The sequence below is a fragment of the Delftia sp. DLF01 genome, from assembly GCF_014852125.1.
GTDB lineage: Bacteria > Pseudomonadota > Gammaproteobacteria > Burkholderiales > Burkholderiaceae_C > Comamonas > Comamonas acidovorans.
The window spans coordinates 644,301-667,962 of the sequence record NZ_JACVAZ010000001.1 but is presented as its reverse complement, the minus strand read 5'-3'; the positions used below and the strand labels follow the sequence as shown (position 1 = coordinate 667,962).

Genomic DNA, 23,662 nt, shown 5'->3' with positions numbered 1-23,662 from the left:
TTGAAGAGCTGTGAAACGCGGGATCAAAACGCTCAAGCGTACACCAGCGTGCCCTCATCCTCGCCCATGACCACGCGCTTGAGCGCGCCGGGCTTGATGATGGAGAACACCCGGATCGGCAGCTTCTGATCGCGGCACAGCGCAAAGGCAGTGGCGTCCATGATGCCCAGGTTGCGCGAAATGGCCTCGTCGAAAGCCAGCTTGTGATAGCGGGTCGCGTTGGGATTCTTCATCGGGTCGTCGGTGTAGACACCATCGACCTTGGTGGCCTTGAGCACCACTTCGGCACCGATCTCCGCGCCGCGCAGTGCCGCGGCCGTATCGGTCGTGAAGAACGGGTTGCCGGTGCCGGCGGCGAACACCACCACCTTGCCCTCTTCGAGATACTGCAGGGCCTTGGGGCGCACATAGGGCTCCACGACCTGCTCGATGGCAATGGCCGACATGACACGGGCGATGAGGCCCTGCTTGTCCATGGCATCGGCCAGGGCCAGGGCATTCATCACGGTGGCCAGCATGCCCATGTAGTCGGCGGTGGCGCGGTCCATTCCGACCGAACCACCAGCCACGCCACGGAAAATATTCCCTCCACCGATCACCACGGCCACCTGGACACCCACGCGGGTGACTTCGGCGATTTCGGAGACCATGCGCTCGATGGTGGCACGGTTGATGCCGAACGAGTCGTCGCCCATGAGCGCCTCACCGGACAGCTTGAGCAGGATGCGCTTGTGGGCCGGTGCGGCGTTGGACATGGTGTTTCTCCGAAAGGTGGATGGTGGTGGATGGTGAAGGGAACGGTTCAGGCGCTCAGACGAATCAGGCGCCGGCCTTGGCAGCGGCCACTTGGGCAGCCACTTCGGCAGCGAAGTCGTCAACCTTCTTTTCGATGCCTTCGCCGACCACGTACAGGGTGAAGCCCTTGACGTTGGTGTTGGCGGCCTTGAGCATCTGGGCCACGGTCTGCTTGCCGTCGGCAGCCTTCACGAAGACTTGGTCGGCCAGCGAGACTTCCTTCAGGTACTTCTGAACCGAGCCTTCGACCATCTTGGCGACGATCTCGGCAGGCTTGCCGGATTCGGCAGCCTTGGCGGCAGCAACGGTGCGTTCCTTTTCGATCAGCTCGGCAGGCACATCAGCGCTGGTCACGGACACAGGCTTCATGGCGGCCACGTGCATGGCGACGTCCTTGGCAGCGGTTGCATCGCCTTCGAACTCGACGATCACGCCGATGCGCGAACCGTGCAGGTACGAAGCCAGGCTGGTGCCGTCGAAACGCTTGAAGCGGCGGAAGGACATGTTCTCGCCGATCTTGCCGATCAGGCCCTTGCGCACGTCTTCCAGGGTGGGGCCGAAACCGTCCTGCTCATAGGCCAGGGCGCTCAGCGCGGCCACGTCAGCGGGGTTTTGCTCGGCGACCAGCTTGGCGGCGGCATTGGCCATCGCGATGAAGCTGTCGTTCTTGGACACGAAGTCGGTTTCGCTGTTGACTTCGATCATGGCACCCTTGTTGCCATCGATGAAGGCGGTGATCACGCCTTCGGCGGTCACGCGCGAGGCAGCCTTGCCAGCCTTGGTGCCCAGCTTGACGCGCAGCAGCTCTTCGGCCTTGACCAGATCGCCCTCGGCTTCGGTCAGGGCCTTCTTGCATTCCATCATGGGCGCGTCAGTCTTTGCGCGCAGTTCAGCCACCATGCTTGCGGTAATTGCAGCCATCGTATTTCTCCAATGTCAGTTCGATTCGTTACAGGATTTCGGCTAAAAAAACGGGGCTACCCTGAGCCCCGCTTCTTATTCAGCGACGAGGTCGCTCAGCCGGACAAGCTCAATCAGGCAGCGGATTCTTCCACTTCCACGAACTCGTCACCGCTCTCGCCGGATGCAGCCTTGACCACGTCGGTCAGTGCAGCAGCGCGGCCTTCCAGGATCGCGTCGGCGATGCCTTGGGCGTACAGTTGCACAGCCTTGGCAGAGTCGTCGTTACCGGGGATGACATAGTCGATGCCTTCGGGGTTGTGGTTGGAGTCAACCACGCCAACCAGGGGGATGCCCAGCTTCTTGGCTTCGGCCACGGCGATCTTGTGGAAGCCCACGTCGATCACGAAGATGGCGTCGGGCAGGCTGTTCATGTCCTGGATGCCGCCAATGTCCTTTTCCAGCTTTTCCAGTTCGCGAACGAACATCAGCTGTTCCTTCTTGCTCATGGCTTCCAGGCCGGCTTCTTGCTGGGCCTTCATTTCCTTCAGACGCTTGATGGACGTCTTGACGGTCTTGAAGTTGGTCAGCATGCCGCCCAGCCAACGCTGGTCAACGAAGGGCACGCCAGCGCGCTGGGCTTCTGCAGCCACCATCTCGCGGGCTTGGCGCTTGGTGCCGACCATCAGGATCGTGCCGCCGTTGGACGCCAGTTGCTTGACGAACTTCTGGGCGTCCTGGAACATCGGCAGCGACTTTTCCAGGTTGATGATGTGGATCTTGTTGCGGTGACCGAAGATGAAGGGGGCCATCTTGGGGTTCCAGAAACGGGTCTGGTGACCGAAGTGGACGCCTGCTTCCAGCATCTCGCGCATAGTGACGGACATATGAATACCTCAAAGGTTAGGTCTAAAATCCAGCCCGACAATTGCCCCCTGAAACACAGGGCGCAACACCTTGAAGGGACTGGTTTGCGATTGACTTTGCGCAGGATCCCCAAGCATGGGCAGGCGTTCTTGACGAACACCCCGCACCCAAAAGCTTTCGCCTGACCCCCGGCAATCGCGGAGAAAATCAGGGGGAACCCCTAGCAAAGCCGCAAGATTCTAGCACACGCCACCCTTCAACCGAGGCTTCGCTCTCAAAGCGCGCTTACCGCGCCTCACGGCCGCGGCAGTTGCACAAGATGCACACACTCCTGTAGTGATAGCTGCATCCGCTTGATAATCCGGGCACTTCAGCAGATTCCACCCAAAAATGAACATCGCGATTGTGGGCGCCGGCAGCATTGGCGTTGCGACAGCCCACGCACTGGCACAGGCCGGCCACGAGGTCACCGTCTACGAGCGTCACGGCACCGCCGCCGAAGAAGCCAGCTTCGGACATGCCGGCTGGCTGGGTCCCAGCCTGCTCCAGCCCTGGAGCGTTCCCGGCCTTTCAACCGCCGAACGCTCCCCCTCCCTCCCCGGACGGCAGGCCCTGCCGCGCCTGGGCTCCGGAAACCTTGCGGCCCAGCTGCGCTGGCTATGGCAATGGCGCCAGGCCGGGCGGCAGCTGCGCAAAGGCAACGTGCCCACAGCCGCCATGGCGGCGCTGGAGGCGCTCACGCAGCGCAGCCAGCAGTTCCAGCAATCGCTGTGGAGGCAATGGGAGTTTGACCCGGAATATGTCGCCGGAAGCCTGGTGCTGCTGGGCAGCGAGGCCGAGCACGAACAACTCAAGCCTGCGCTGGACGCACTGGCCGAGGCCGGCACACGCTGCGAGGCACTGGATGCCTCCCAGACCCGGCTGCGCGAACCCGCCCTGGGCGAGGAAACCACGCTCGCAGGCGCCCTGTATTTTCCACAGGCAGGCGCAGCCAATGGCCGCCTTGCCACGCTGATGCAACGCCAGGCAGCGCAGTCGGCAGGAGCACGATTCGAGACGCAGCGCCTGGTGCAGCGATTGCAACCCGGCGGCGCCGGGCGCACCGCACGCCTGCAATTGCTGGGCGAAGACACCCCCCGTTCGCACGACGCCATCGTCGTCTGCGCCGGCGCCGAGGCCGCGAACCTGCTCACGCCGCTGGGCCTGCGCCCACCGATGATCGCCCTGCACGGCTATGGCGTCAGCGCCCCTTTGCGCGAACAAGGTTATGCACCCCGCCACGCCATCGTGGACTGGAGTGAGCAGATGACCCTGGTCCGCCTGGGCCAACGCATGCGCATCGTGGCCGGCGCGGAGCTGGGCCGCCGCAACCCCATGCATGAGGCCACGCTGCAGCGCATGTATCACCGCCTCAACATGGTTTTTCCCGGCAGCGCGGTGCTGGCCTCGGGCGTACAGATCTGGCATGGCACGCGCATGTGCACGGCCGATGGGCTGCCGCTGGTGGGCGCCAGCGGACTGCCCGGCATCTGGCTCAACCTGGGACACGGCAGCTGCGGCGCCGCCATCGCGCAGGGGTGCGCGAGCATGCTGAGCGACCTGATGGACAACCACGCCAGCTTCCTGGACAGCGCACTGCTCGACCCACGCCGCTTCGGCTGACCGGCACCCCCTCCTCCGCCACCCGGCGGCGGACCGCTATGCTCGGTCCATGCTGCGCATTCCCACATCCACCGCCTTGCCGCTGTTTGATACGGCGGCCACTCGCACCCTGGAACAGCAGGCGGCAGCCAGACTGCCCGCGCACAGCCTCATGCAACGCGCTGGTGCGGGCCTGGCACGTCTGGCACGCGCCATCGCTCCCCATGCACGCTGCATCTGGATAGCCTGTGGCCCCGGCAACAACGGCGGCGATGGTTTGCAGGCAGCCGCCTGGCTGCAACACAGCCTGAATGCGGCGCCAGAAACGGCCCGCAGTTGCCGCATTCTGGTCAGCTGCGTGCGCGAACGCACCCACATGCCAAACGATGCACGCGCCGCCTGGGACGCCGCCCACGAAGCCGGCGTGCAATGGACCGAGCACATGCCCGCCGACATGGGGCCACAGGACTTGTGCATTGACGCATTGCTGGGCATCGGCCTGCGCCAGCCAGATGCCGCAAGCCCACGCACCGGCACGAATGAGCGCCTGCTCACTCTGCTGCGCAGCCTGCAGTCGGGCACCAGCCCGGTCCTTTGCGCGGACATAGCCTCCGGACTGGATGCCGACACCGGGCAGTACCTACCTGGATTCGCACCCCCGAATGCCCCAGCCAGCGCACGGCACACGCTGGCGCTGCTGACGCTGCAGCCCGGACTGTTCACAGGAAGTGGCCGCGATGCCTGCGGCCAGATATGGTGGGATGACCTGGACACGGGACTGGCGAAAGGCGGGCCAATCCTCACTCCCCCGCCCTGCGCACAACTGTTTTCACCAGGCGCCAGCGCCCCGCGCCCGCATGCCAGCCACAAGGGAAGCTTTGGCGACGTGGCCATCCTTGGCGGAGAGGGGCTGGGACAGCGCGGCCTTTCCATGACCGGCGCCGCCTGGCTGGCTGCCCTGGCCGCACTGCATGGTGGCGCGGGGCGCGTGATGCTCGCTCTGCTCGATGCCTCGGCCGGGTCAGGCCAGGCCACCGCGCCCTGGCCCGAAATCATGCTGCGCAGCCCTGAAGCGCAGGACTGGCGCAGCACCACCGTGGCGTGCGGATGCGGGGGCGGCGTGGCGGTGCGCGCATGGCTGCCCCAGATACTGGAACAAGCCCCCAGGCTGGTGCTGGACGCAGACGCACTGAATGCCGTTGCCGAAGATGCATCGCTGGCCTCGCTCCTGAAAGAGCGCCGCCAGCGCGACCTGCACACGGTGCTGACGCCCCACCCGCTGGAGGCCGCCCGCCTGCTGAAGACGAACACCGCACAGATCCAGGCACAGCGGCTGCACGCCGCCAGGCAGCTGGCGCAACGCTTCGACTGCACCGCGCTGCTCAAAGGCTCCGGCACCGTGATCGCCGGGCCTCAGGGAGAGAGTGATGCACCGCCTTGCTGGATCAATCCCACGGGAAACGCCCGCCTGTCGACCGGAGGAACCGGCGATGTGCTGGCCGGGCTGATTGCTGCGCTGTGGGCCCAAGGCCTGGACCCCACGCAGGCAGCAGCCCTGGCGGCCTGGCGCCATGGATTTGCGGCAGACCATTGGCCTGCGCACATCCCGTTCAGCGCCAGCGCACTGGCCCAGCGGCTCGGAGCATAAAAACCCTCAGGGCTTGCGCCGGGGCTTTGATGTGTTGCCCGTCACCTTGGACTTGACGGCGCCCAAGGCCTTCTTGCCCAAGGCGCGCAGTGCCTGCACCGGCGACGGTGGAGGCAGCTGCGGCAGACCGTGGGCAGCATCCGTGGCCGCAGGCTTGCGTGCCTCGGACTTGCGCACCTCGGACGCCCGGCCTCTGCGGGGTCGCGCAGCGGAGCCAGCGGATGATGGCTCCGCAACCGCCTCGCCCATATCGCTCTGCCGCGCCGAGGTAGCCGGGCGCGGCTGGGCATTCGCATATTCAGCTTCCAGCGCGGCCAGGTTCACACCCTTGACCATGGCCTTTTTAGACGCCTTGCGTCCCTGCTTGCCGGCCGACGCCGCTGCATCAGACTCAGGCCTTGCACCGCCGGAGCCTCCCGAGTTGCGCTGCGCCCGCTTTTCCTTGGCATCGCGGCGGCCCCATTTTTCGCCCTGATGGGTTTCCGTGCGCGCCGGCGTCCTGCCGGGCCGGCCCGAGGCCGGCTGCTCTTCGCCATCGCGCACCAGGCGGAAATCGATGCGCCGGCCATCCAGGTCCACGCGGCTGACCTGCACGCGCAGCCGCGTGCCGATGCCATAGCGAATGCCCGAGCGCTCGCCGCGCAGTTCCTGGCGCGCCTCGTCAAATCGGAAATAGTCGCCACCCAGCTCGGTGATGTGGACCAGCCCCTCCACATACATGGCGTCGAGCGTGACGAAGATGCCGAAGGTGGTCACCGCAGAGACCATGCCGCCGAACTCCTCGCCCAGATGCTCGCGCATGTACTTGCACTTGAGCCAGGCTTCGACATCGCGGCTGGCCTCGTCGGCCCGGCGCTCGTTGGCGCTGCAGTGCAGGCCAGCGGCTTCCCAGGCCTGGACCTCGGCGGCGGGCGCGCGCTTGCGCGGCTTCTGGCCGGGTGGGCTGACGCGTGATGCCAGACGCTTGGCCAGCTTGGCCTCGGCTTCTCCGGGGGTGGGCAGTTCGGGCAGGCGATAGTGCGTGCCTTCGAGCTCGGCCTTGATCACGCGGTGCACCAGCAAATCGGGATAGCGGCGGATCGGGCTGGTGAAGTGCGTATAGGCGTCGAATGCCAGGCCGAAGTGGCCCGAATTCTCGGGCGTGTAGAAGGCCTGCATCATCGAGCGCAGCAGCATGGTGTGGATCTGCTGGGCGTCGGGACGGTCCTTGGTGGCGTTGGCAATGGCCTGGAACTCGGAGGTGGCCGGGTTCTCGCTCAGCGCCACACCGACCCCCATGGCCTTCAGATAGTTGCGCAGAATGTCCTGCTTTTCCAGCGAGGGCTTGTCGTGCACGCGGAACAGGCCAACGCGACCACTTTGCTCGATGAAGTCCGCACTGCAGACATTGGCGGCCAGCATGGCCTCCTCGATCAGCTTGTGCGCCTCGTTGCGCGTGCGCGGCACGATCTTCTCGATGCGGCCGTTCTCGTCACAGACGATCTGCGTCTCCGTGGTCTCGAAGTCCACGGCGCCGCGCGCCTCGCGCGACTTGAGCAGCGCCTGGTAGACGCCATGAAGATTGAGCAAGTCACCCACGCGCTCCGAGCGCCGCGCAGCCTCCGGGCCACGCGTATTGGCCAGGATGGCCGCCACCTCGGTATAGGTGAAGCGCGCATGGCTGTGCATCACCGCCGGGTAAAACTGATAGGCATGGATCTCACCCTTGGCGGTGATCAGCATGTCGCAGACCATGCACAGGCGGTCCACATCGGGGTTGAGCGAGCACAGGCCATTGCTCAGCTTCTCGGGCAGCATGGGGATCACGCGGCGCGGGAAATAGACGCTGGTGGCGCGGTCATAGGCATCGATGTCGATGGCGCTGCCCGTGGTCACGTAGTGGCTCACATCGGCAATCGCCACCAGCAGGCGCCAGCCCTTGCTGCGCCCGACCTTGGCGGGCTCGCAGTAGACGGCATCGTCGAAATCGCGCGCGTCCTCGCCATCGATGGTCACCAGGGGCACATCGGTCAGGTCGATGCGCTTCTTGCAGTCGGCAGGCCGCACCCTGTCCGGCAGCGCCTTGGCCTGCGCCAGGCAGGCATCGGAAAACACATGCGGGACGCCGTACTTGCGCACCGCGATCTCGATCTCCATGCCGGGATCATCGACTTCACCGAGCACTTCGATGATGCGTCCCACGGGCTGGCCGAACAGCGCAGGCGCCTCGGTCAGCTCCACCACCACCACTTGGCCGATCTTGGCCGATCCTGTGGCATTGGCGGGGATCAGGATGTCCTGGCCGTAGCGCTTGTCCTCGGGCGCCACCAGCCACACACCGCTTTCCTGCAAGAAGCGGCCAATGATGTTGTGCGCAGGGCGCTCGATGATCTCGACCACGCGGCCTTCAGGCCGGCCGCGGCGGTCCTGCCGCACGATGCGGACCTTCACGCGGTCCTTGTGCAGCACGGCACGCATTTCATTGGGGGGGAGGAAGATGTCGCCTTCGCCGTCATCGCGGATGACGAAGCCATGTCCGTCGCGGTGCCCCTGCACACTGCCCTCGATTTCGTCGTTCACATCGGCGCTTTTGGCGTGAGGGTTCATTTTCTTGGTATACAATCTAAATCTTTCCTGAGATGCCCAGGTGGCGGAATTGGTAGACGCACTAGTTTCAGGTACTAGCGGGTAACTCCGTGGAGGTTCGAGTCCTCTCCTGGGCACCAAGTTTAACGACAACCTGCAGAGGTTGCGGTGAACTAAGGAACTATCTTCAGCAGAAGGCAGTTCCCTGGCTTCATGACTTGATAGATGACAGTCTCAAGAAAAAATCGAAGATCGGGATGCTTCTGCAAAAAATGCAGTAGAATTTCAGCTTCAGCAAGCCCAGGTGGCGGAATTGGTAGACGCACTAGTTTCAGGTACTAGCGGGTAACTCCGTGGAGGTTCGAGTCCTCTCCTGGGCACCAAACATGAAAAGGCCGTTGCACACGCAACGGCCTTTTTCTTTTCTGATCGCTGAAAGCCGATGGCAAGGGCATCTCGCCAAGAAAAGTTCAGGAAAATCTTTGCAAACCTGCCCGGCACATCGCTTTCACGCTATATAATTTGCATACTCTGAAATGCCCAGGTGGCGGAATTGGTAGACGCACTAGTTTCAGGTACTAGCGGGTAACTCCGTGGAGGTTCGAGTCCTCTCCTGGGCACCAAACATGAAAAGGCCGTTGCACACGCAACGGCCTTTTTTCTTTGCCTCGCCAGCACCGTCGCAAGCCCCTGCACCATCCCGCAGAAATTTCTCAAAAACTTGGGGAATCGGCTTCAGACGGAGATTTCGCGCTATATAATTTGCTCACTCTGAAATGCCCAGGTGGCGGAATTGGTAGACGCACTAGTTTCAGGTACTAGCGGGTAACTCCGTGGAGGTTCGAGTCCTCTCCTGGGCACCAAACATGAAAAGGCCGTTGCACATGCAACGGCCTTTTTTCTTGGGCGCTGCAGACGCATCGACCCCAGAAGGTCGCATCCAGGGCGCAAAAAAAGGGAGCCAGCGGCTCCCTTCCTGGATGAGAGGACCACCTCCCATGCATCACTTGCGCAGCAGTTGCTTGAGCACGTTCTGCAGGCGGCGCGCGCTGGCATCATCGCGCGGCGATGCCAGCACCTGGGCGGCATCGTTGCCCCAGGTTTCCTGCGGAGCAGGATCGTTGCGGCGCGTCAGCAGCTGCAGCTGCAGGGCACGGCGGGCGCTCAGATGTTCCGCAGGCGTGGGAACGTCGGCGGCCATTTCAAGGCGCAGCAGGGCTTCGCCCGCGTCTCCCTTGGGAGCCTGGCCCAAGGCCTGCGACCAGGCACTGCGCACTTGTGCAGACACACGGCCGCCAAGCTGCTGGGCGGCCGGCATCTGGGCAGCATCACGCGACTCCCACGCCGCCATCAACTGGGTCAGTGCTTCACCATGGGCCTGGGCCGCGAGCTTGCGCAGGGCGTCCTGGGCATGTTCCATGGCTTCACGCTGGGCGCGGAAGGCGGGGTCCGCCAGGCGCGGTCCGCGCTCTTCGCGCGGCTCGCGGCTGAAGCGGCCACTGTCGCGGCTGTCTCGGCCATCCCGGCCGTCGCGGCCACGGCCACCATCGCGACGGTCGCCAGGACGGGCAGCGCGTGCACCGCCCTCTTCCTTCTTCATGCCAGGACGATCGTCGCCGCGCACGGCAACCACGGGGCGCACCGGCACCGGCTTGGCTTCGGATTCTTCCGAACCCGCTGCAGCAGCGGCAGGCTCCTGTGCTGGCTGGGCCGCATTCACGGAAGCATCGGCACGGCCACGCAGCGCTTGCTCCAGAGCCTCCACCGCAGCGCGGATTTGCTGCACATCACCCGAGGTGTTGGCAGCTTCCACGGCCTGCGACGCTTCCAGCACGCGGCGATCATGGTCGCTGAGCGCCACGGCTGCGGCGCGGGGGCCCCGCTCGGTGCCCTTGCGGTTGAAGGCTTCGTCCAGTGGCTTGCGGAAGGCATCCCAGAGCTTTTGCTCGTGCTTTCGGTCCAGCGGCACGGCCTGCGCCTCGGCCTGCCAGCGCTGCTGCAGGGCCTTGACGGCGTCGATGCGCAGGTTGGGCGCAGCGCCCAGCGCCGTGGCTTCGTCGATCATGGCGTGGCGACGCTGCAGGCTGGCCTTTTGCGCGGCATGCAACGGAGCCTCGGCCAGGGCCATGGCCTGCTTGAACTGGGGTTGCAGTTCGGCAAACAGCTTCTCGCCGATGTGGCCGCTTTCACGCCAACGTTCAGCGAACTGGCGCAGTGCGCGCGCCGCGCCCTTGAGATCTTCGCTGGCGGACTGCTGCGCTGCCCAGGCCTTGATCTCTTCGATCAGCGCCAGGCGCTGTGCCTTGGACTGGGTTGTTTCGGTGCGCAGCTTGTCGTGCCAGGACTCGACCACCTTGTGGGCCGTGTTGCAGGCTTCGTCAAACTTCTTCCACAGTGCGTGGTTGGCTGCGCTGCCCTGGTCGGCCAGCTTCCATTGCTCGCGCAGGCTGCGCAGCGATTCCTGGATCTTGCGGCCACCCAGCGCCTGGCCTTCAGGGCGGTTCAGCAGGGCTTCGGCCTTGGCAACCAGTTCCTCGCGCAGCTTGTCGGCGTTCTGGCGCGGCCAGCCTTCGGACTCGCCAGCGGCCAGAAGGGCCTCATGCACCTTGGTGACCAGTGCATCGTCCACCAGGCGGCCATGGGCCTTGATGGCGGCGCGCACGGCCTGCACGGCGGCGGAACCGGCCTTGCTTTCGCCTGCAGCCGTCTCGGCCTGGAGCTGCTCCAGCGCCTGGGTCAGTGCACTGCTGGCAGCAGCCACTTGCTCAGGCGATGTCTTCGCCTTGGGCTGGGCTGCGCTGCGGGCAGCGGGAGCGGGCTTGGACGGCTCGGCAGCCGCTGCCTCGGGAGGCAGGCCACGCGCCACGCGCAGCTCATCGGCCCACACGGGCACGGTGGGCAGCGGAGCGGCTTCGTCGGCGGCGGCAGCTTCGGTCAGCGCCAGTGCAGACTGGAAGGCATCCCAGACCAGGATCAGCTGTGCGCTGGCGGCTTCCAGCTGGGGCGGGAAACGTCCGTCCACGCTGGCCCAGTTGTCATCGCCAGTCAGTTCGCCGGCCTGCTCCTGCCAACGGGCCACGTCGGCGCGCAGGTTGTCGAGCACAGCCTGGGCATCGCGCCAGGGCTTGGTGGACAGGACCTCGATGCGCTGGGCCAGCAAAACGGCCACTTCGCGCTGGACCTGCACGCGGTGCTGCAGCTCCTCGATGGCCTTGACACGCTCGGCCAGCTGGGCCTTGTGCTGCGACAGAGGTTCACGCGACAGCGGGGCACCCGCCTTGGCGGCGTCGCGCTGCCAGGCGATGGCGTCGGCGGCATTGAAGGGCGATGCGACCAGCAGCGCCTGGGCCTTTTCAGCCCACTCCACTGCGATCTTTTCCTGGTCCTTGGTGCGGCGGATCTCGTCCAGGCGCTCACGCACGGCACGGGCCGCGCCCTTGTCGCGCGCGCTCAGTTCCTTGAGGACGTCCTGCAATTGCTCGACCGAAGGCTGGGTTGCCAGCCAGTCGCGGATGCGCGCGGCGCGATCACCCGAGGTTTCGGCGGAGAAGGCACCGCCCGTGAGCACATCCAAGGGGTGTTGTTCGGGATTCTTGGCAGAAGCAGGGCTCACTTCAGGTGCATCGGACATGGTGCTGCGGGGGGAAAGAGAAGACATGAATCAATCGTTGAATGTCTGGCTGCCGCGGGCCGCCAGACGCGGCCGGCCAGGCCGCATGCGGGCATGCTAGCCGGACCGGGAAAACCATATTCTCGCCGTTATTTGAAGCGGAGCCAAAACCGGGCTACTGCGCGGACAGGCTGAGCTGGGCGCGCGGACTCCATTCCTGGTCGTCGGAGTCCAGTTTTGGAGCCCCCAGAAACAGGCGCTCAAGCGGCAACTGCTGCTGGGCAAGGTAGTCGCGCACGGCCACGGCGCGGGCCAGCGCCAGTTCGCGCATGGCGTCGTCGGGCACGGCAATCTGCTCCAGCAGCAGACTTCGCATCTGGTCGGTGGGCAGGTCCTTGGCCATGCCGATGACATTGCGCGGCTTGGCAAAGTCGGCGCGACTGTACAGCGCCTTGGTCAAGGCCGGTACTTCGGAGGCGGGCAACTCGGTCACGGACTCTGCCGACTTGCCGTCGCGCAGCACCTGGCGGCGTTTCTGGGCGAGCAGCAGGCGATCGAGCTCCGCCTGCTTCCAGGCCTCTTTGTCCTGCGCCTCGCGCGCCTCGCCGATCACGGTGAGCTTGAGGGCCGGGCGATCCTTGAGGGAGGCAACCACCTTGTCCAGGCTCTCGCGGGCCTTGCCGTCGATCTGGGCACGCCCCGGCGCAAAGGCCACCACGCCCGATTCGCTGCCGCCCCCAAAAGCGCCCGACAGCAGCGAGAACGGCGAGGTGATGGCCTTCATGATCAGGTTGCCAATGATCTTGAAGATGACCGGCGCCAGCCTGAATTGCGGGTCGTTGAGCGAGCCGCTGACCGGCAGGTCCAGGTCGATGACTCCGTTGCGGTCAGCCAACAGCGCCACCGCCAGGCGCACGGGCAGCGAGGCGGGCGCGCCTTCGACGGCTTCGCCGAAAGTGAGCTGATGCAGCACCAGCTTGTTGCGCGCCGTGAGCTGGCCATCGGGCTCGATCTTGTAGTTGACGTCCATGCTGAGCTTGCCGCGCTCGATCCCGTGGCCCGCGTACTTGATGGAGTACGGCGACAGAGGGGGCAGTTCCAGGTCGCGCATCTGGGCACGTATGTCCAGGGCCAGCGGCTTGGCCAGCGGATTGACCTGGCCGGTGATCTCCAGCGAAGCCGTGCCCTGGGCGCGGCCGCGCAGTTCCACATCCGCCAGTTGCGGCGCCTGCTGGCTGGCAGGCTGCTCGGATGAGAAGGCGCTCAGGCGGCCCGCCAGCTCGCTGAGGTCGGCCGAGTAGTTGGGCTGGATGAAGTAGTCGGAGAACTGGACCCTGCCGCCCGTCAGCACAATCGGCCCGATCTTGATGACGGGCGCAGGCCCGGAGGCAGCCTGCGGCGGCGCCGGTTCGGCGGAAGCCGCCGTGCCATCCGCAGCCGGCGCGGCGTTCTGCTCCAGGGACTGCTGGGACTTCGCCGATTTGACGATGTCCTGCAGGTTGATGCGCCCGTTGCGCTGCACGATGACGCGCGCAAAGAAGTCGCTGAGCGCCGTCTCGCGCACGCTCAGGCGCAGGGGCTGGGCGGGCTGCATCTGCAGATCCAGGCCGCGCACGGCCAGCGTCTTCCAGGCCACGAGTTCATCGCGCAGGCCGAGTCCCAAGGCAACCGACTGGGCATTGGCCCGGTCGGCCGTGGACTCGCTGAGCACGGCAGCCACGGCGCCTGCCGCGGTGCGTGGCGCGCCCTGCCCTGCGGCCTCGCCCGCCGCTTGCACGGGAGAGGCCAGCGCGGAGCGCATGCGCAGATCCACGAGTTCGACATCCCCCTGCACCGCCAGCTCGGGGCCGGCCGGTTGGCTGACAAAGCGCAGTTGTCCGAGGAAATTGCCGTCGGCACGCACCAACTCCACATTGAGCATGTCGGCAAAGTAGGGCTCCAGCGCATGCAGCGGCAGGCTGCGCGCCTGCAACTTGCCCTGAAGCGACAGCGGCGCCAGCCCCAGGTCCCCCCGCAGGCTCAGCGAGCCCGCCTGGACACGCCGGCCCGAGCCGACCTGGGCGGACAGCTCCAGCGGCGTGGGCGCGGATTTTGCGGCCAGCGGCTCGATGGCGCCCATGCGAAGGCGCAGTGAACCCAGATCCAGCGACACGGTGCGCGCCGAATCCGCGTTGCGCACGGGCGCTTCGTCACGCAACGCAATGGCGCCGCCATCGACCTCCACCGCCTGCAGCTTCAGGCCCCAGGGCCGGGACTTGTCCTTGCCGGCGTCCTGGGATGCGGACGGCGCTGAGGCGGGCGGCAGCCATTGCTCGTACATCCACCGGCCCTGGGCATCGCGCAACACGGCCAGCTGCGGCTTTTGCAGTGCCAGGCGGCCAACGGAGACCTGCTGGCTGGCCAGATTGACCTGCACCTGCTCCAGCTGCAGGTGCGCGATATCGACGGGCGCGGCCTTGTCCTTGAGGCTCAACTGCTCCACGCCCAGCCCGGCCACCTGAACCACCATGGCGGAACCGTTCCAGCCCAGGCCTGCATCGGTGCTCAACAGACCCGTCAGCTCGGGTTTGAGATGGGCAGACAGGTACGGTGCTGCCAGTTGCAGCGGCAATTGCCGCGCGGAGATGGCCAGTTGGCCCTGCTTGTCGGTCAAGGCGCCGCGCAGCTGCAACTCGGCAGGTTTCGCCCCCTCCCCCGCCGATTCGGGCTGCACCTGCATGCTGGCAGCAAGCTGCAGCGGTTGCTCCAGGGGCCAGCGGATATCGCGCACCTGCAACGACAGCTCGCGCGCCTGCAGCGCAGCGCCCGACTTTCCAGCGTCGGGAGCGGCATCGCGCCAGTGCACCGTGGCATTGGCAACGGACAGCCTGTCCAGGCTGACCTTCCACGGCTGGGGCGCGTCGGGGGCCGGCTTTTCCGCTGCCGGCCTGGCATCCGGGGAGGAAGCACCCCCCATCGCCGTCCAATTGATGCGGCCTTGCGCATCGCGGGCCGCAAAAATCTCGGGAGCGCTCCACTGCACGGACTCCAGCTCCGCAACCGACTGCAGCGGCTGCACGTTCTTGAGCACGGCGGCCAGGCGCTCGAAGCGCAGCAGGGGGGCGCCGTCGCGGTCGTGCAGCTCGGCGCCGGACAGGCTGACCTCCCCGGTGATGCGGACCACGGCCTGCTCGGCCTGCTCAAAGGAGATGTGCAGGTTGGCATCCAGCACGCCGGAACGCGGCTTGACAGGAGCGGTGACGGGCACATAGCCCAAATAAGGCGTCAGGTCCACGCCCTGCCAGCTCAGATCGACAGCGGTCTGGCGCTGCTCGGTGAAGGGCGTGCTCTGGGCGCTGGATTCAAACCGGCTGCCGTTGAGCGCAAAGGACAGGTGCGGGAGCACCTTGATCTCGCGCTTGGACTCCAGGTTGCTGATGAAGGGCAGGCGCAGCTGCAACTGCTCGAGCATGTGCTGGCGCTGCTGGACCTCGTCCTGCAATTCCACGCGGCCGTCGCGCAGCGCAATGTTGTACAACGCAAAGCCCACGGGCCTGGAGGGCGGCGTGTCGCCGGGTTCGGCCAGCCTGGCCAGCACATCGTCCACATCGAAATGCCCCAGGCTCTGCTGGGTCAGGCGCAGCACCGGCGCATCGACCTCGATGGCATCCAGCACCGGCGCCAGCCGAAACAGCGACTGGATACTGGCATTGACATAGATGCGGTCGATCTGAAGCTGGGGGGACGAAGATGCAGACGGCACGGACTCCGGCGCCGCGCCTTCCGCCTGGCTCCTGGCAATGCTCAGGTCCCGCAGGGTCAGCTCCAGCGACCAGGGCCGGAACTCCACTGCACCCACACGGACCTGACGGCCCAGCTTGGCCGATGCCTGCTTTTCCAGTTGACTCTTGGCCACAACGGGCACCAGCGCCCACAGCAGCAGCCACAGCAAAAGGAACGCCACAAGGGCGATGGCCAGCCTGCGCAGCCAGCGGTGCTTGAAGAGAGATTGCATGGGGCTCTGGTAACTAGTACAGCCCTATCCTGGGACACAGGACAGGGCAACGGCTGCATTGCACCAGAAATTGGGGCGGCAGCAACGGCTGGGTCCGCACCACGGCACATTTCTTGACGTTGCGGCCATCCTTGAACGACAAAGCCCGGAAGCCGTGAACCGGCTTCCGGGCTTTACGGCGGGCACAAGTCCCGACCGTTTTCCGCAGTCAAGGAGAGGATGGTCCTTGCTGCTTGGAAGCAAGAGATTGCTTCCAGGAAGGCCGCGGAAGAAGACTTGAACCACGGTGTCCGCACTATCGAACACCACTTTTACCTGTCTTCCACCTTGGCGAGACGACTGCAAGAGCAGTCGCCTCCAATATAGAAGGACGCAGGGTCGGCCTACCAGTGCTTTTGCATTTCATTGCAATTTCATGACGCACTCTGAAAACGGCGGAGGCGGCGTACATCGGTAGCACGCCACCCGCTCTTCAAGACCTCAAAACTGTGTTTGCATCCATGGTTTGTTATTATTCATTGATCTAAAAAATTGATTTCATAGTGTTGACCGTGTATTTGGTGAACTCCTAGAATCCGCCAGCGCTCGAATAGAGCGTTTTTTGTTTCTGCTGCCTCACGACTGAGCAGATCCCGCAGGCCTACAACGCAATGGCGCACCAAGCGCCAGCCTCCCGGATCCGCAGCACCCAATCCAGGGTGTCAGCCTCACCGGCCTTCGCTTCGGCGAAGGCCGTTTCGGGTTGATGCCCCTAGAAAGGAAAAAGCTATGCCAGCGTCAGGAAAATTTTTCGCCGCCGCGCGAACGTTCGCCATCGATGTGGCCAACGGTTTTCTTGCCATCATCCACAACAGCTTCGCCCTGCTGGGCCTTGCTGTGGCCTTCATGGCCATCACCTTGTTCGCCCGCCCTGACCTGCGCGATGCCGGAGAGAGCCAGCTGCGCTCCTGGCTGACCGCTCGCCAGATGGCCGAGCTGGGTGTTCCCGTCGAACTCGCTGCCAGCGATCGGGCGACGGCGACCAACCCCAAGAACCTGCCCAAGGAGCAGGCAGCCGTGGCCTTCTGGCTCAGCAAGAAGTACCGCGTGGCGCCTGAGCCGATTGCGGCACTGGTCAGCGAGGCCTATGACCTGGGCAAGGTCAACCGCCTGGACCCGACGCTGATCCTGGCCATCATGGCCATCGAGTCCAGCTTCAACCCGTTTGCGCAAAGCGCTGTCGGCGCGCAGGGCCTGATGCAGGTGATGACCACGGTGCATACCGACAAGTATGAGAACTTCGGTGGCCAGAATGCTGCCTTCGACCCGGTCAGCAATCTGCGCGTGGGCGTGCGCGTGCTCAAGGAATGCATCGAGCGCGCCGGCTCCATCGAAGGAGGCCTGCGCTACTACGTGGGCGCGGCCAACCTGCCCACCGATGGTGGCTACGCCGCCAAGGTGCTGGCCGAGCACCAGCGCCTGCGCATGGCCGCCGGCCTGCGTGCTGTGCCTTTGATGACCGCCAAGGTGGATCAGCCCCGGCAGGCTGTACAGGTTGCCTCCACCAAGCCGGCCACCCCCGTGGCCGAGGCCTCGGGCCCGGCAGCAGCGGCTGCGCCTGCAGCCGTGCCGGTCAGCTCGAGCAACACCTCTGCCCGCTCCGAGCAGGTGGCCCTTCAGTCCCAGGAGCCGGCGCTGTAGCCTGACTTCCCGGCATAGTGAATGCACAGCTGGCCAAGGCCAGCTTTTTTCATGCCCGATCCAACTGCAGGTGGCCCACGCAAACGCCTTCTGCAACGCCCCTGCCAGGTCTTCGGCGCCACCGGCTCAGCTACACTAGCGGGGTACGCAACTGGCGATAGGCGCAGCCGCTTCACGCACCGCTGCCGCTGACGTGGAAACCAGCAGAAGGCCCGAGAAGGACCACCTTCTGTGAACCACCGGGGAGCGTACCGCCCAGCCTCCATGCGCACGCGGGATCTGGAGTGTTCCGCCGTTCGCCTGGGCAGCCCTTGGCCTCAAGGGAATTTCAAGTTCACAGGACTGCCATGTTTCAACGCACCAATACCGTCGAGAAGGTCGACGCCGAAGTCTTTGCCGCCATCCAGGCCGAGAACCTGCGTCAACAAGAACATATCGAGCTGATCGCCAGCGAGAACTATTGCTCGCCTGCCGTCATGGAAGCCCAGGGCTCCCAGCTCACCAACAAGTACGCCGAAGGCTATCCGGGCAAGCGCTACTACGGCGGCTGCGAGAACGTCGATGTGGTCGAGCAGCTCGCCATCGACCGCATCAAGAAGCTGTTCGGCGCCGAAGCCGCCAACGTGCAGCCCAACTCCGGCTCCCAGGCCAACCAGGCCGTGCTGATGGCCTTTGCCAAGCCCGGCGACACCATCATGGGCATGAGCCTGGCCGAAGGCGGTCACCTGACGCACGGCATGCCGCTGAACATGTCGGGCAAGTGGTTCAACGTGGTCTCCTACGGCCTGAATGCCGAAGAAGCCATCGACTACGACAAGATGGAAGCGCTGGCGCGCGAGCACAAGCCCCGCATCATCGTGGCCGGCGCATCGGCCTACGCCCTGGCCATCGACTTCGAGCGCTTCGCCAAGATCGCCCGGGAAGTCGGCGCCATCTTCTGGGTGGACATGGCCCACTACGCCGGCCTGATCGCCGCAGGCGTGTACCCCAACCCCGTGCCCCACGCCGACGTGGTCACCACCACCACGCACAAGAGCCTGCGCGGCCCGCGCGGCGGCGTGATCCTGATGAAGGCCGAGCACGAGAAGGCCATCAACAGCGCCATCTTCCCCGGCCTGCAAGGCGGCCCGCTGATGCATGTCATTGCCGGCAAGGCCGTGGCCTTCAAGGAAGCGCTGTCGCCCGAGTTCAAGACCTACCAGGAACAGGTCGTGAAGAACGCCAAGGTTGTCGCGGAAACGCTGACGGCACGCGGTCTGCGCATCGTCTCCGGCCGCACGGAAAGCCACGTCATGCTGGTGGACCTGCGCGCCAAGGGCATCACCGGCAAGGCGGCCGAAGCCGCGCTGGGTGCCGCCCACATGACGATCAACAAGAACTCCATCCCCAACGATCCCGAAAAGCCGATGGTGACCAGCGGCATCCGCGTGGGCACGCCCGCCATGACCACGCGCGGCTTCAAGGAAGAGGAAGCCCGCCTGACAGCCAACCTGCTGGCCGACGTGCTGGAGAACCCCGCCGACGAAGCCAACCTGGCCCGCGTGCGCGCCCAGGTGGCCGAGCTGACGGCCCGCTTCCCGGTCTACGGCGCCTGAGTTGCACGCATAGAGGCCTGCCATGAAGTGCCCGTTCTGCAGCCATCCGGACACCCAGGTCGTGGAGACCCGTGAGGCCGAGGATGGGGGCTTCATCCGCCGCCGCCGCCAGTGCGGCGGCTGCGACAAGCGCTTCACCACCTACGAGCGGCCCGAGGTCAGCTTTCCCGCCATCGTCAAGAAGGACGGGCGGCGCATCGAGTACGAGCGCGCCAAGCTGCTGGGCTCGTTCAAGATCGCGCTGCGCAAGCGCCCCGTGAGCACGGAGCAGATCGATGCCGCCATCGAGCGCATCGAGGAGCGGCTGCGCAACCTGGGCGAGCGCGAAGTGCTCTCCAGCCGCCTGGGCGAGATGGTGATGCGCGAGCTCAAGCTGCTCGACAAGGTCGGCTACATCCGCTACGCCAGCGTCTACCGCAGCTTCGAGGATGTGGACGATTTCAAGAACGTCATGGATGAGGTGCGCAATCCCGGCTGATCAGGCCGGCAGGACGCAAGAAAGCCGCCCTTGGGCGGCTTTTTCTTTGGTGGCCTGGCAGTGCTTTCAGGGTGCGGCGGCAGGGATGGGAGCCAGGCCCGAATCCACTTCACCGCACTGTGCGCGGTGGCGCAGCGCATGGTCCATCACCACCAGGGCCAGCAGCGCCTCGGCGATGGGCGCTGCGCGGATGCCGACGCAGGGGTCGTGGCGACCCTTGGTGATGACCTCGGTGCTCTGGCCCTGCACGTCGATGGATTCGCGCGGCGTGATGATGGAACTGGTGGGCTTGATGCCTATGCGCACTTCCAGATCCTGACCCGTGCTGATGCCGCCGACGATGCCACCGGCGTTGTTGCTGCGAAAGCCTTCGGGACTCAGCGAGTCGCCGTGCGTGGTGCCGCGCTGGACCACGCTGTCGAAACCGGCACCGATCTCCACGGCCTTGACCGCGTTCAGGCCCATCATGGCGTAGGCGACGTCGGCATCCAGGCGGTCATACAGCGGCTGGCCCAGGCCCACCGGCATGCCGCTGGCCTGCACGCGCAGCGCCGCGCCGCAGGAGTCGCCCGACTTGCGCAGCGCATCCATGTATTCCTCGTATTGGGACACATCGGCCACCGGCGCAAAGAAGGGGTTGTTGCGCACATGCTCCCAGCTCTCGAAGGGCAGGGACAACTCGCCCACCTGGGTCATGCAGGCGCGGAACTCGGTGCCGAACTTTTCCTTGAGCCACTTCCTGGCCACGGCACCAGCGGCCACCGTGGGGGCCGTCAGCCGTGCCGAGGAACGGCCGCCGCCGCGCGGATCACGGATGCCGTATTTCTGGAAGTAGGCGTAGTCGGCATGGCCGGGACGAAAGCTCTGCGCAATGTTGGAGTAGTCCTTGCTGCGCTGGTCGGTATTGCGGATCAGCAGCGCGATCGGCGTGCCCGTGGTGCGGCCTTCGTAGACGCCCGAGAGGATTTCCACCGCATCGGGCTCGTTGCGCTGGGTCACGAACTTGCTGGTGCCGGGGCGGCGGCGATCCAGTTCTTGCTGGATATCCGCTTCGTTCAGCGCCATGCCGGGCGGACAGCCGTCGATGACGCAGCCTATGGCCGGGCCATGCGATTCGCCGAAGTTGGTGACAGTGAATAGGGTGCCGAAGGTGTTGCCGCTCATAGGCCGACGATTATGCCCGGGTAGCCCGCAAGCGCCGTGCCTGCGGCGGCGGTGCATTGCGCAGGCAGCCATCGCCCGGCGATAACAAATATAGCTATCGGATTGCAAATATTCATAGTTAAAATTGCAATCCACCCTTTTTCAACCGCCTGCGGATCACCACACAGGCACCAGCCGCAAACTGCGGGAGGTTCGTGAAATGCAGGCCTCTTACGACTCAACGCAAAGCCAGGATCACAGCGACCCTGCGCGCAGCACTCCACCGGCATCGCCAGGCCTTCAGCACAAGGACGAGAAGCAGGACCTTCGCCCCTCGCTGCTGAATGTGCTGCTGACATCGTCCAGCCCTGGCGATTTCAGAACCCGCAACAGGCTTGCCCAGGCCAAGCAGTACATGCGGGCCCGGCTCGACGACCCCGAGCTCAAGCCCTTGCAGGTGGCCCAGGACATGGGCATGTCGCTGCGCAGCCTGGCGCGGCTGTTTGCCACCGAAGGCCTGACCCCTAGCCGCTGGCTCTGGAACGAACGGCTGGCCCAGGCGCACCTGCTGCTTCGGGCAGACAATGCGCGGCGCGTGACCGATGTGGCGCTGGCTTGCGGCTTCACCAGCTTCTCGCACTTCAGCCGCGTCTTCAGACAGGCCTATGACGTGCCGCCCAGCGCCTTGCTCAAGCCCAAACGCCGCCGGGTGCACTGACAGGTCCTGCAGCCCATCCATTCGCTGTTCACGCGACTGTCTGCTTTGCGCCCTGCGCGCAAAGACAAAGGCCTCCGCCGCATTTTGCGTTCGGAGGCCTTGCTGCCCAAGGTGAAACGGTCGAAAGGTCGAAAGGTCGATATCGCCCCGACGATCAGTCCGCGCCCTGGCGCTCGCCCTCGGGCCAGTCGCGGATGTAGGCCTTGAGCATGCGGTTCTCGAAGTTCTGGCTGTCCACCACGGCCTTGGCCACGTCGTACAGGCTGATCACGCCCATCAGCATGCGCTTGTCCATCACCGGCATGTAGCGTGCGTGGCGGTCCAGCATCATGCGGCGCACCTCGTCCATGTCGGTTTCCATGGTGCAGGTCATGGGAGCGTCGTCCATGGCCGAGCGCACCAGCGTCTCGCCCACCCCGCCGTGCTTGACGAAGCCCTGGATCACTTCGCGGAAGGTCAGCATGCCGACCACGTCGCCATGCTCCATGACCACGAGGGAGCCGATATCGCGCTCCGACATCACCTGCACCGCGCTGGCCAGGCTTTCGTCCGGCGACACCGTGTAGAGGGTGTTGCCCTTGACGCGCAGGATGTCACTTACTTTCATGCCGTATCTCCAAATTTGTCTGTGTCGCCGTGGTTGCGGCAAGCCCGTGTCCGACAGGAAATATAGCCCACAATGCCCGCTTGCCTTGACAACCATGGAGACAGGAATGCCCGGCTACTCGGACCCCGGCTTTGACACCCTGGCGCTGCACGCGGGCGCACAGCCCGACCCCGCCACCGGAGCGCGCGCGACGCCCATCCACCTCACGACCTCGTTCGTGTTCGAGTCCAGCGACCATGCGGCCTCGCTGTTCAACCTGGAGCGCCCAGGGCACGTCTACAGCCGCATCTCCAATCCCACGAACGCCGTGCTGGAGCAGCGCGTCTCGGCCCTGGAAGGCGGCGTGGGTGCCATCGCCGTGGCCAGCGGCCAGGCGGCGCTGCACCTGTCGGTGGCCACGCTCATGGGCGCGGGCAGCCACATCGTGGCCAGCACGGCGCTGTACGGCGGCTCGCAGAACCTGCTGCATTACACGCTGGCGCGCTTCGGCATAGAAACCACCTTCGTCAAGCCCGGCGACATCGACGGCTGGCGCGCCGCGGTGCGCCCCAACACCAAGCTGTTCTTCGGCGAGACGGTGGGCAACCCGGGCCTGGATGTGCTCGACATTCCCACCATCAGCGCCATCGCACATGAGGCCGGCGTGCCGCTGCTGGTGGACTCCACGCTGACCTCGCCCTGGCTGATGAAGCCGCTGGAGCATGGCGCAGACATCGTCTACCACTCGGCCACCAAGTTCCTGTCGGGCCACGGCACCGTGGTCGGCGGCATCGTGGTGGATGGCGGCAGCTTCGACTGGGAAAAGTCGGGGCGCTTCCCGGAGCTGACCGAGCCCTACGACGGCTTCCACAACATGGTGTTCAGCGAGGAAAGCAGCACCGGCGCCTTCCTGCTGCGCGCGCGGCGCGAAGGCCTGCGCGACTTCGGCGCCTGCATGAGCCCGCACACGGCCTGGCTGATCCTGCAGGGCATAGAGACGCTGCCGCTGCGCATGGAGCGCCACATCCGCAATACCGAGAAGGTGGTGCAATTCCTGGCCAGCCATCCGCTGGTGGGCCGGGTAGGCCACCCGCTGCTGGAGACCCATCCCTCGCACCAGCTCGCCAAGAAGCTGCTGCCGCGCGGCGCGGGCTCGGTGTTCAGTTTCGACATCAAGGGCAACCGCAACCAGGGGCGCAAGTTCATCGAGACGCTCAAGGTCTTCAGCCACCTGGCCAACGTGGGCGACTGCCGCAGCCTGGTCATCCACCCTGCCAGCACCACGCACTTCCGCATGAGCGACGAAGCACTGGCCCAGGCCGGCATCGGCCAGGGCACGATACGCCTGTCCATCGGACTGGAGGATGCCGACGACCTGATCGATGACCTCAAGCGCGCCCTCAAGGCCGCTGAAAAGGCAGCGTGAGCCGACAAGGGAGACA

Annotated in this window: 15 protein-coding genes, 4 tRNA genes and 1 riboswitch; of the genes, 11 read left to right on the top strand and 8 right to left on the bottom strand. The window is 65.3% G+C overall.

The window, feature by feature from the left end:
* Positions 1–32: 32 nt before the first annotated feature.
* From pyrH to rpsB, 3 genes are all read right to left on the bottom strand, one after another.
* Positions 33–755, bottom strand: coding sequence for a UMP kinase (pyrH, locus tag IB269_RS02950; protein ID WP_012206745.1), 723 nt, complete (start codon positions 753–755; stop codon positions 33–35).
* A 64-nt stretch (positions 756–819) separates the two neighbouring features.
* Positions 820–1,716: a translation elongation factor Ts gene (gene tsf / locus IB269_RS02945; protein ID WP_013801447.1), complete on the bottom strand. Its 897-nt coding sequence runs from the start codon at positions 1,714–1,716 to the stop codon at positions 820–822.
* A 113-nt stretch (positions 1,717–1,829) separates the two neighbouring features.
* Positions 1,830–2,582, bottom strand: coding sequence for a 30S ribosomal protein S2 (rpsB, locus tag IB269_RS02940; RefSeq protein ID WP_012206747.1), 753 nt, complete (start codon positions 2,580–2,582; stop codon positions 1,830–1,832).
* 370 nt (positions 2,583–2,952) lie between these two features.
* On the opposite strand from rpsB, the gene IB269_RS02935 reads away from it, so the two are divergent.
* Together IB269_RS02935 and IB269_RS02930 are read left to right on the top strand one after the other, a co-directional pair.
* Positions 2,953–4,224 carry an FAD-dependent oxidoreductase gene (locus IB269_RS02935; RefSeq protein WP_192366382.1) on the top strand — a complete coding sequence of 424 codons (1,272 nt, stop codon included), beginning with the start codon at positions 2,953–2,955 and terminating at the stop codon, positions 4,222–4,224.
* Between the two features lie 49 nt (positions 4,225–4,273).
* Entirely contained in the window at positions 4,274–5,851 is a 1,578-nt protein-coding gene (locus IB269_RS02930) for an NAD(P)H-hydrate dehydratase (protein ID WP_192366381.1), read from the top strand.
* A gap of 6 nt (positions 5,852–5,857) precedes the next feature.
* On the opposite strand, the gene rnr is transcribed toward IB269_RS02930, so the two are convergent.
* Complete coding sequence (gene rnr, locus IB269_RS02925; protein WP_192366380.1) at positions 5,858–8,437, bottom strand: ribonuclease R; 2,580 nt, start codon at positions 8,435–8,437, stop codon at positions 5,858–5,860.
* A gap of 34 nt (positions 8,438–8,471) precedes the next feature.
* Here rnr and IB269_RS02920 point away from each other — a divergent pair.
* The 4 genes from IB269_RS02920 (at position 8,472) to IB269_RS02905 (ending at position 9,279) form a co-directional block, all read left to right on the top strand.
* Positions 8,472–8,556, top strand: a tRNA-Leu gene (locus IB269_RS02920).
* Between the two features lie 158 nt (positions 8,557–8,714).
* Positions 8,715–8,799 (top strand) — tRNA-Leu (locus IB269_RS02915).
* Between the two features lie 155 nt (positions 8,800–8,954).
* Positions 8,955–9,039 (top strand) — tRNA-Leu (locus IB269_RS02910).
* Between the two features lie 155 nt (positions 9,040–9,194).
* Positions 9,195–9,279, top strand: a tRNA-Leu gene (locus IB269_RS02905).
* A gap of 140 nt (positions 9,280–9,419) precedes the next feature.
* Here the strand turns inward: IB269_RS02905 and IB269_RS02900 are convergent.
* The gene (locus tag IB269_RS02900; protein WP_192366379.1) at positions 9,420–12,047 is read right to left on the bottom strand and encodes a DUF349 domain-containing protein; all 2,628 of its coding nucleotides are present in this window, start codon (positions 12,045–12,047) and stop codon (positions 9,420–9,422) included.
* 154 nt (positions 12,048–12,201) lie between these two features.
* Positions 12,202–16,020, bottom strand: a complete 3,819-nt coding sequence (locus IB269_RS02895) for a DUF748 domain-containing protein (RefSeq protein ID WP_192366378.1) — start codon at positions 16,018–16,020, stop codon at positions 12,202–12,204.
* Positions 16,021–16,788: 768 nt separating this feature from the next.
* Here IB269_RS02895 and IB269_RS02890 point away from each other — a divergent pair.
* The 3 genes from IB269_RS02890 to nrdR all read left to right on the top strand — a co-directional run bounded on the left by IB269_RS02890 (position 16,789) and on the right by nrdR (position 19,773).
* Positions 16,789–17,700 (top strand): lytic transglycosylase domain-containing protein, encoded by a 912-nt coding sequence (locus IB269_RS02890; RefSeq protein WP_012206753.1) that lies wholly within the window; start codon positions 16,789–16,791, stop codon positions 17,698–17,700.
* A gap of 137 nt (positions 17,701–17,837) precedes the next feature.
* A riboswitch (ZMP/ZTP riboswitch) is annotated at positions 17,838–18,013 on the top strand.
* Between the two features lie 34 nt (positions 18,014–18,047).
* Positions 18,048–19,295, top strand: a complete 1,248-nt coding sequence (gene glyA / locus IB269_RS02885) for a serine hydroxymethyltransferase (RefSeq protein ID WP_192366377.1) — start codon at positions 18,048–18,050, stop codon at positions 19,293–19,295.
* Positions 19,296–19,317: 22 nt separating this feature from the next.
* Positions 19,318–19,773 carry a transcriptional regulator NrdR gene (nrdR, locus tag IB269_RS02880; RefSeq protein WP_012206755.1) on the top strand — a complete coding sequence of 152 codons (456 nt, stop codon included), beginning with the start codon at positions 19,318–19,320 and terminating at the stop codon, positions 19,771–19,773.
* A 66-nt stretch (positions 19,774–19,839) separates the two neighbouring features.
* Here nrdR and aroC read toward each other — a convergent pair whose 3' ends face one another.
* Positions 19,840–20,937: a chorismate synthase gene (gene aroC / locus IB269_RS02875; protein ID WP_192366376.1), complete on the bottom strand. Its 1,098-nt coding sequence runs from the start codon at positions 20,935–20,937 to the stop codon at positions 19,840–19,842.
* Between the two features lie 199 nt (positions 20,938–21,136).
* Here aroC and IB269_RS02870 point away from each other — a divergent pair, with 199 nt between their 5' ends.
* Positions 21,137–21,634, top strand: a complete 498-nt coding sequence (locus tag IB269_RS02870) for a helix-turn-helix domain-containing protein (RefSeq protein ID WP_192366375.1) — start codon at positions 21,137–21,139, stop codon at positions 21,632–21,634.
* A 154-nt stretch (positions 21,635–21,788) separates the two neighbouring features.
* Here the strand turns inward: IB269_RS02870 and IB269_RS02865 are convergent, their stop codons facing one another.
* On the bottom strand, positions 21,789–22,241 hold the full coding sequence (locus IB269_RS02865) for a CBS domain-containing protein (RefSeq protein ID WP_012206758.1): 453 nt from the start codon (positions 22,239–22,241) through the stop codon (positions 21,789–21,791).
* A gap of 106 nt (positions 22,242–22,347) precedes the next feature.
* Between IB269_RS02865 and IB269_RS02860 the strand changes: the two genes are divergently transcribed.
* The gene (locus IB269_RS02860) at positions 22,348–23,646 is read left to right on the top strand and encodes an O-acetylhomoserine aminocarboxypropyltransferase (protein WP_012206759.1); all 1,299 of its coding nucleotides are present in this window, start codon (positions 22,348–22,350) and stop codon (positions 23,644–23,646) included.
* Positions 23,647–23,662 lie beyond the last annotated feature (16 nt).

What these genes read in the sequence shown, in the direction of transcription:
- glyA (WP_192366377.1), top strand. Translation starts at nt 18,048, where the DNA reads ATGTTTCAACGCACCAATACCGTCGAGAAGGTCGACGCCGAAGTCTTT.
- IB269_RS02930 (WP_192366381.1), top strand. Translation starts at nt 4,274, where the DNA reads ATGCTGCGCATTCCCACATCCACCGCCTTGCCGCTGTTTGATACGGCG.
- nrdR (WP_012206755.1), top strand. Translation starts at nt 19,318, where the DNA reads ATGAAGTGCCCGTTCTGCAGCCATCCGGACACCCAGGTCGTGGAGACC.
- pyrH (WP_012206745.1), bottom strand. Translation starts at nt 755, where the DNA reads ATGTCCAACGCCGCACCGGCCCACAAGCGCATCCTGCTCAAGCTGTCC.
- IB269_RS02935 (WP_192366382.1), top strand. Translation starts at nt 2,953, where the DNA reads ATGAACATCGCGATTGTGGGCGCCGGCAGCATTGGCGTTGCGACAGCC.
- IB269_RS02900 (WP_192366379.1), bottom strand. Translation starts at nt 12,047, where the DNA reads ATGTCCGATGCACCTGAAGTGAGCCCTGCTTCTGCCAAGAATCCCGAA.
- IB269_RS02870 (WP_192366375.1), top strand. Translation starts at nt 21,137, where the DNA reads ATGCAGGCCTCTTACGACTCAACGCAAAGCCAGGATCACAGCGACCCT.
- IB269_RS02895 (WP_192366378.1), bottom strand. Translation starts at nt 16,020, where the DNA reads ATGCAATCTCTCTTCAAGCACCGCTGGCTGCGCAGGCTGGCCATCGCC.
- IB269_RS02890 (WP_012206753.1), top strand. Translation starts at nt 16,789, where the DNA reads ATGCCAGCGTCAGGAAAATTTTTCGCCGCCGCGCGAACGTTCGCCATC.
- rpsB (WP_012206747.1), bottom strand. Translation starts at nt 2,582, where the DNA reads ATGTCCGTCACTATGCGCGAGATGCTGGAAGCAGGCGTCCACTTCGGT.
- aroC (WP_192366376.1), bottom strand. Translation starts at nt 20,937, where the DNA reads ATGAGCGGCAACACCTTCGGCACCCTATTCACTGTCACCAACTTCGGC.
- IB269_RS02860 (WP_012206759.1), top strand. Translation starts at nt 22,348, where the DNA reads ATGCCCGGCTACTCGGACCCCGGCTTTGACACCCTGGCGCTGCACGCG.
- rnr (WP_192366380.1), bottom strand. Translation starts at nt 8,437, where the DNA reads ATGAACCCTCACGCCAAAAGCGCCGATGTGAACGACGAAATCGAGGGC.
- IB269_RS02865 (WP_012206758.1), bottom strand. Translation starts at nt 22,241, where the DNA reads ATGAAAGTAAGTGACATCCTGCGCGTCAAGGGCAACACCCTCTACACG.
- tsf (WP_013801447.1), bottom strand. Translation starts at nt 1,716, where the DNA reads ATGGCTGCAATTACCGCAAGCATGGTGGCTGAACTGCGCGCAAAGACT.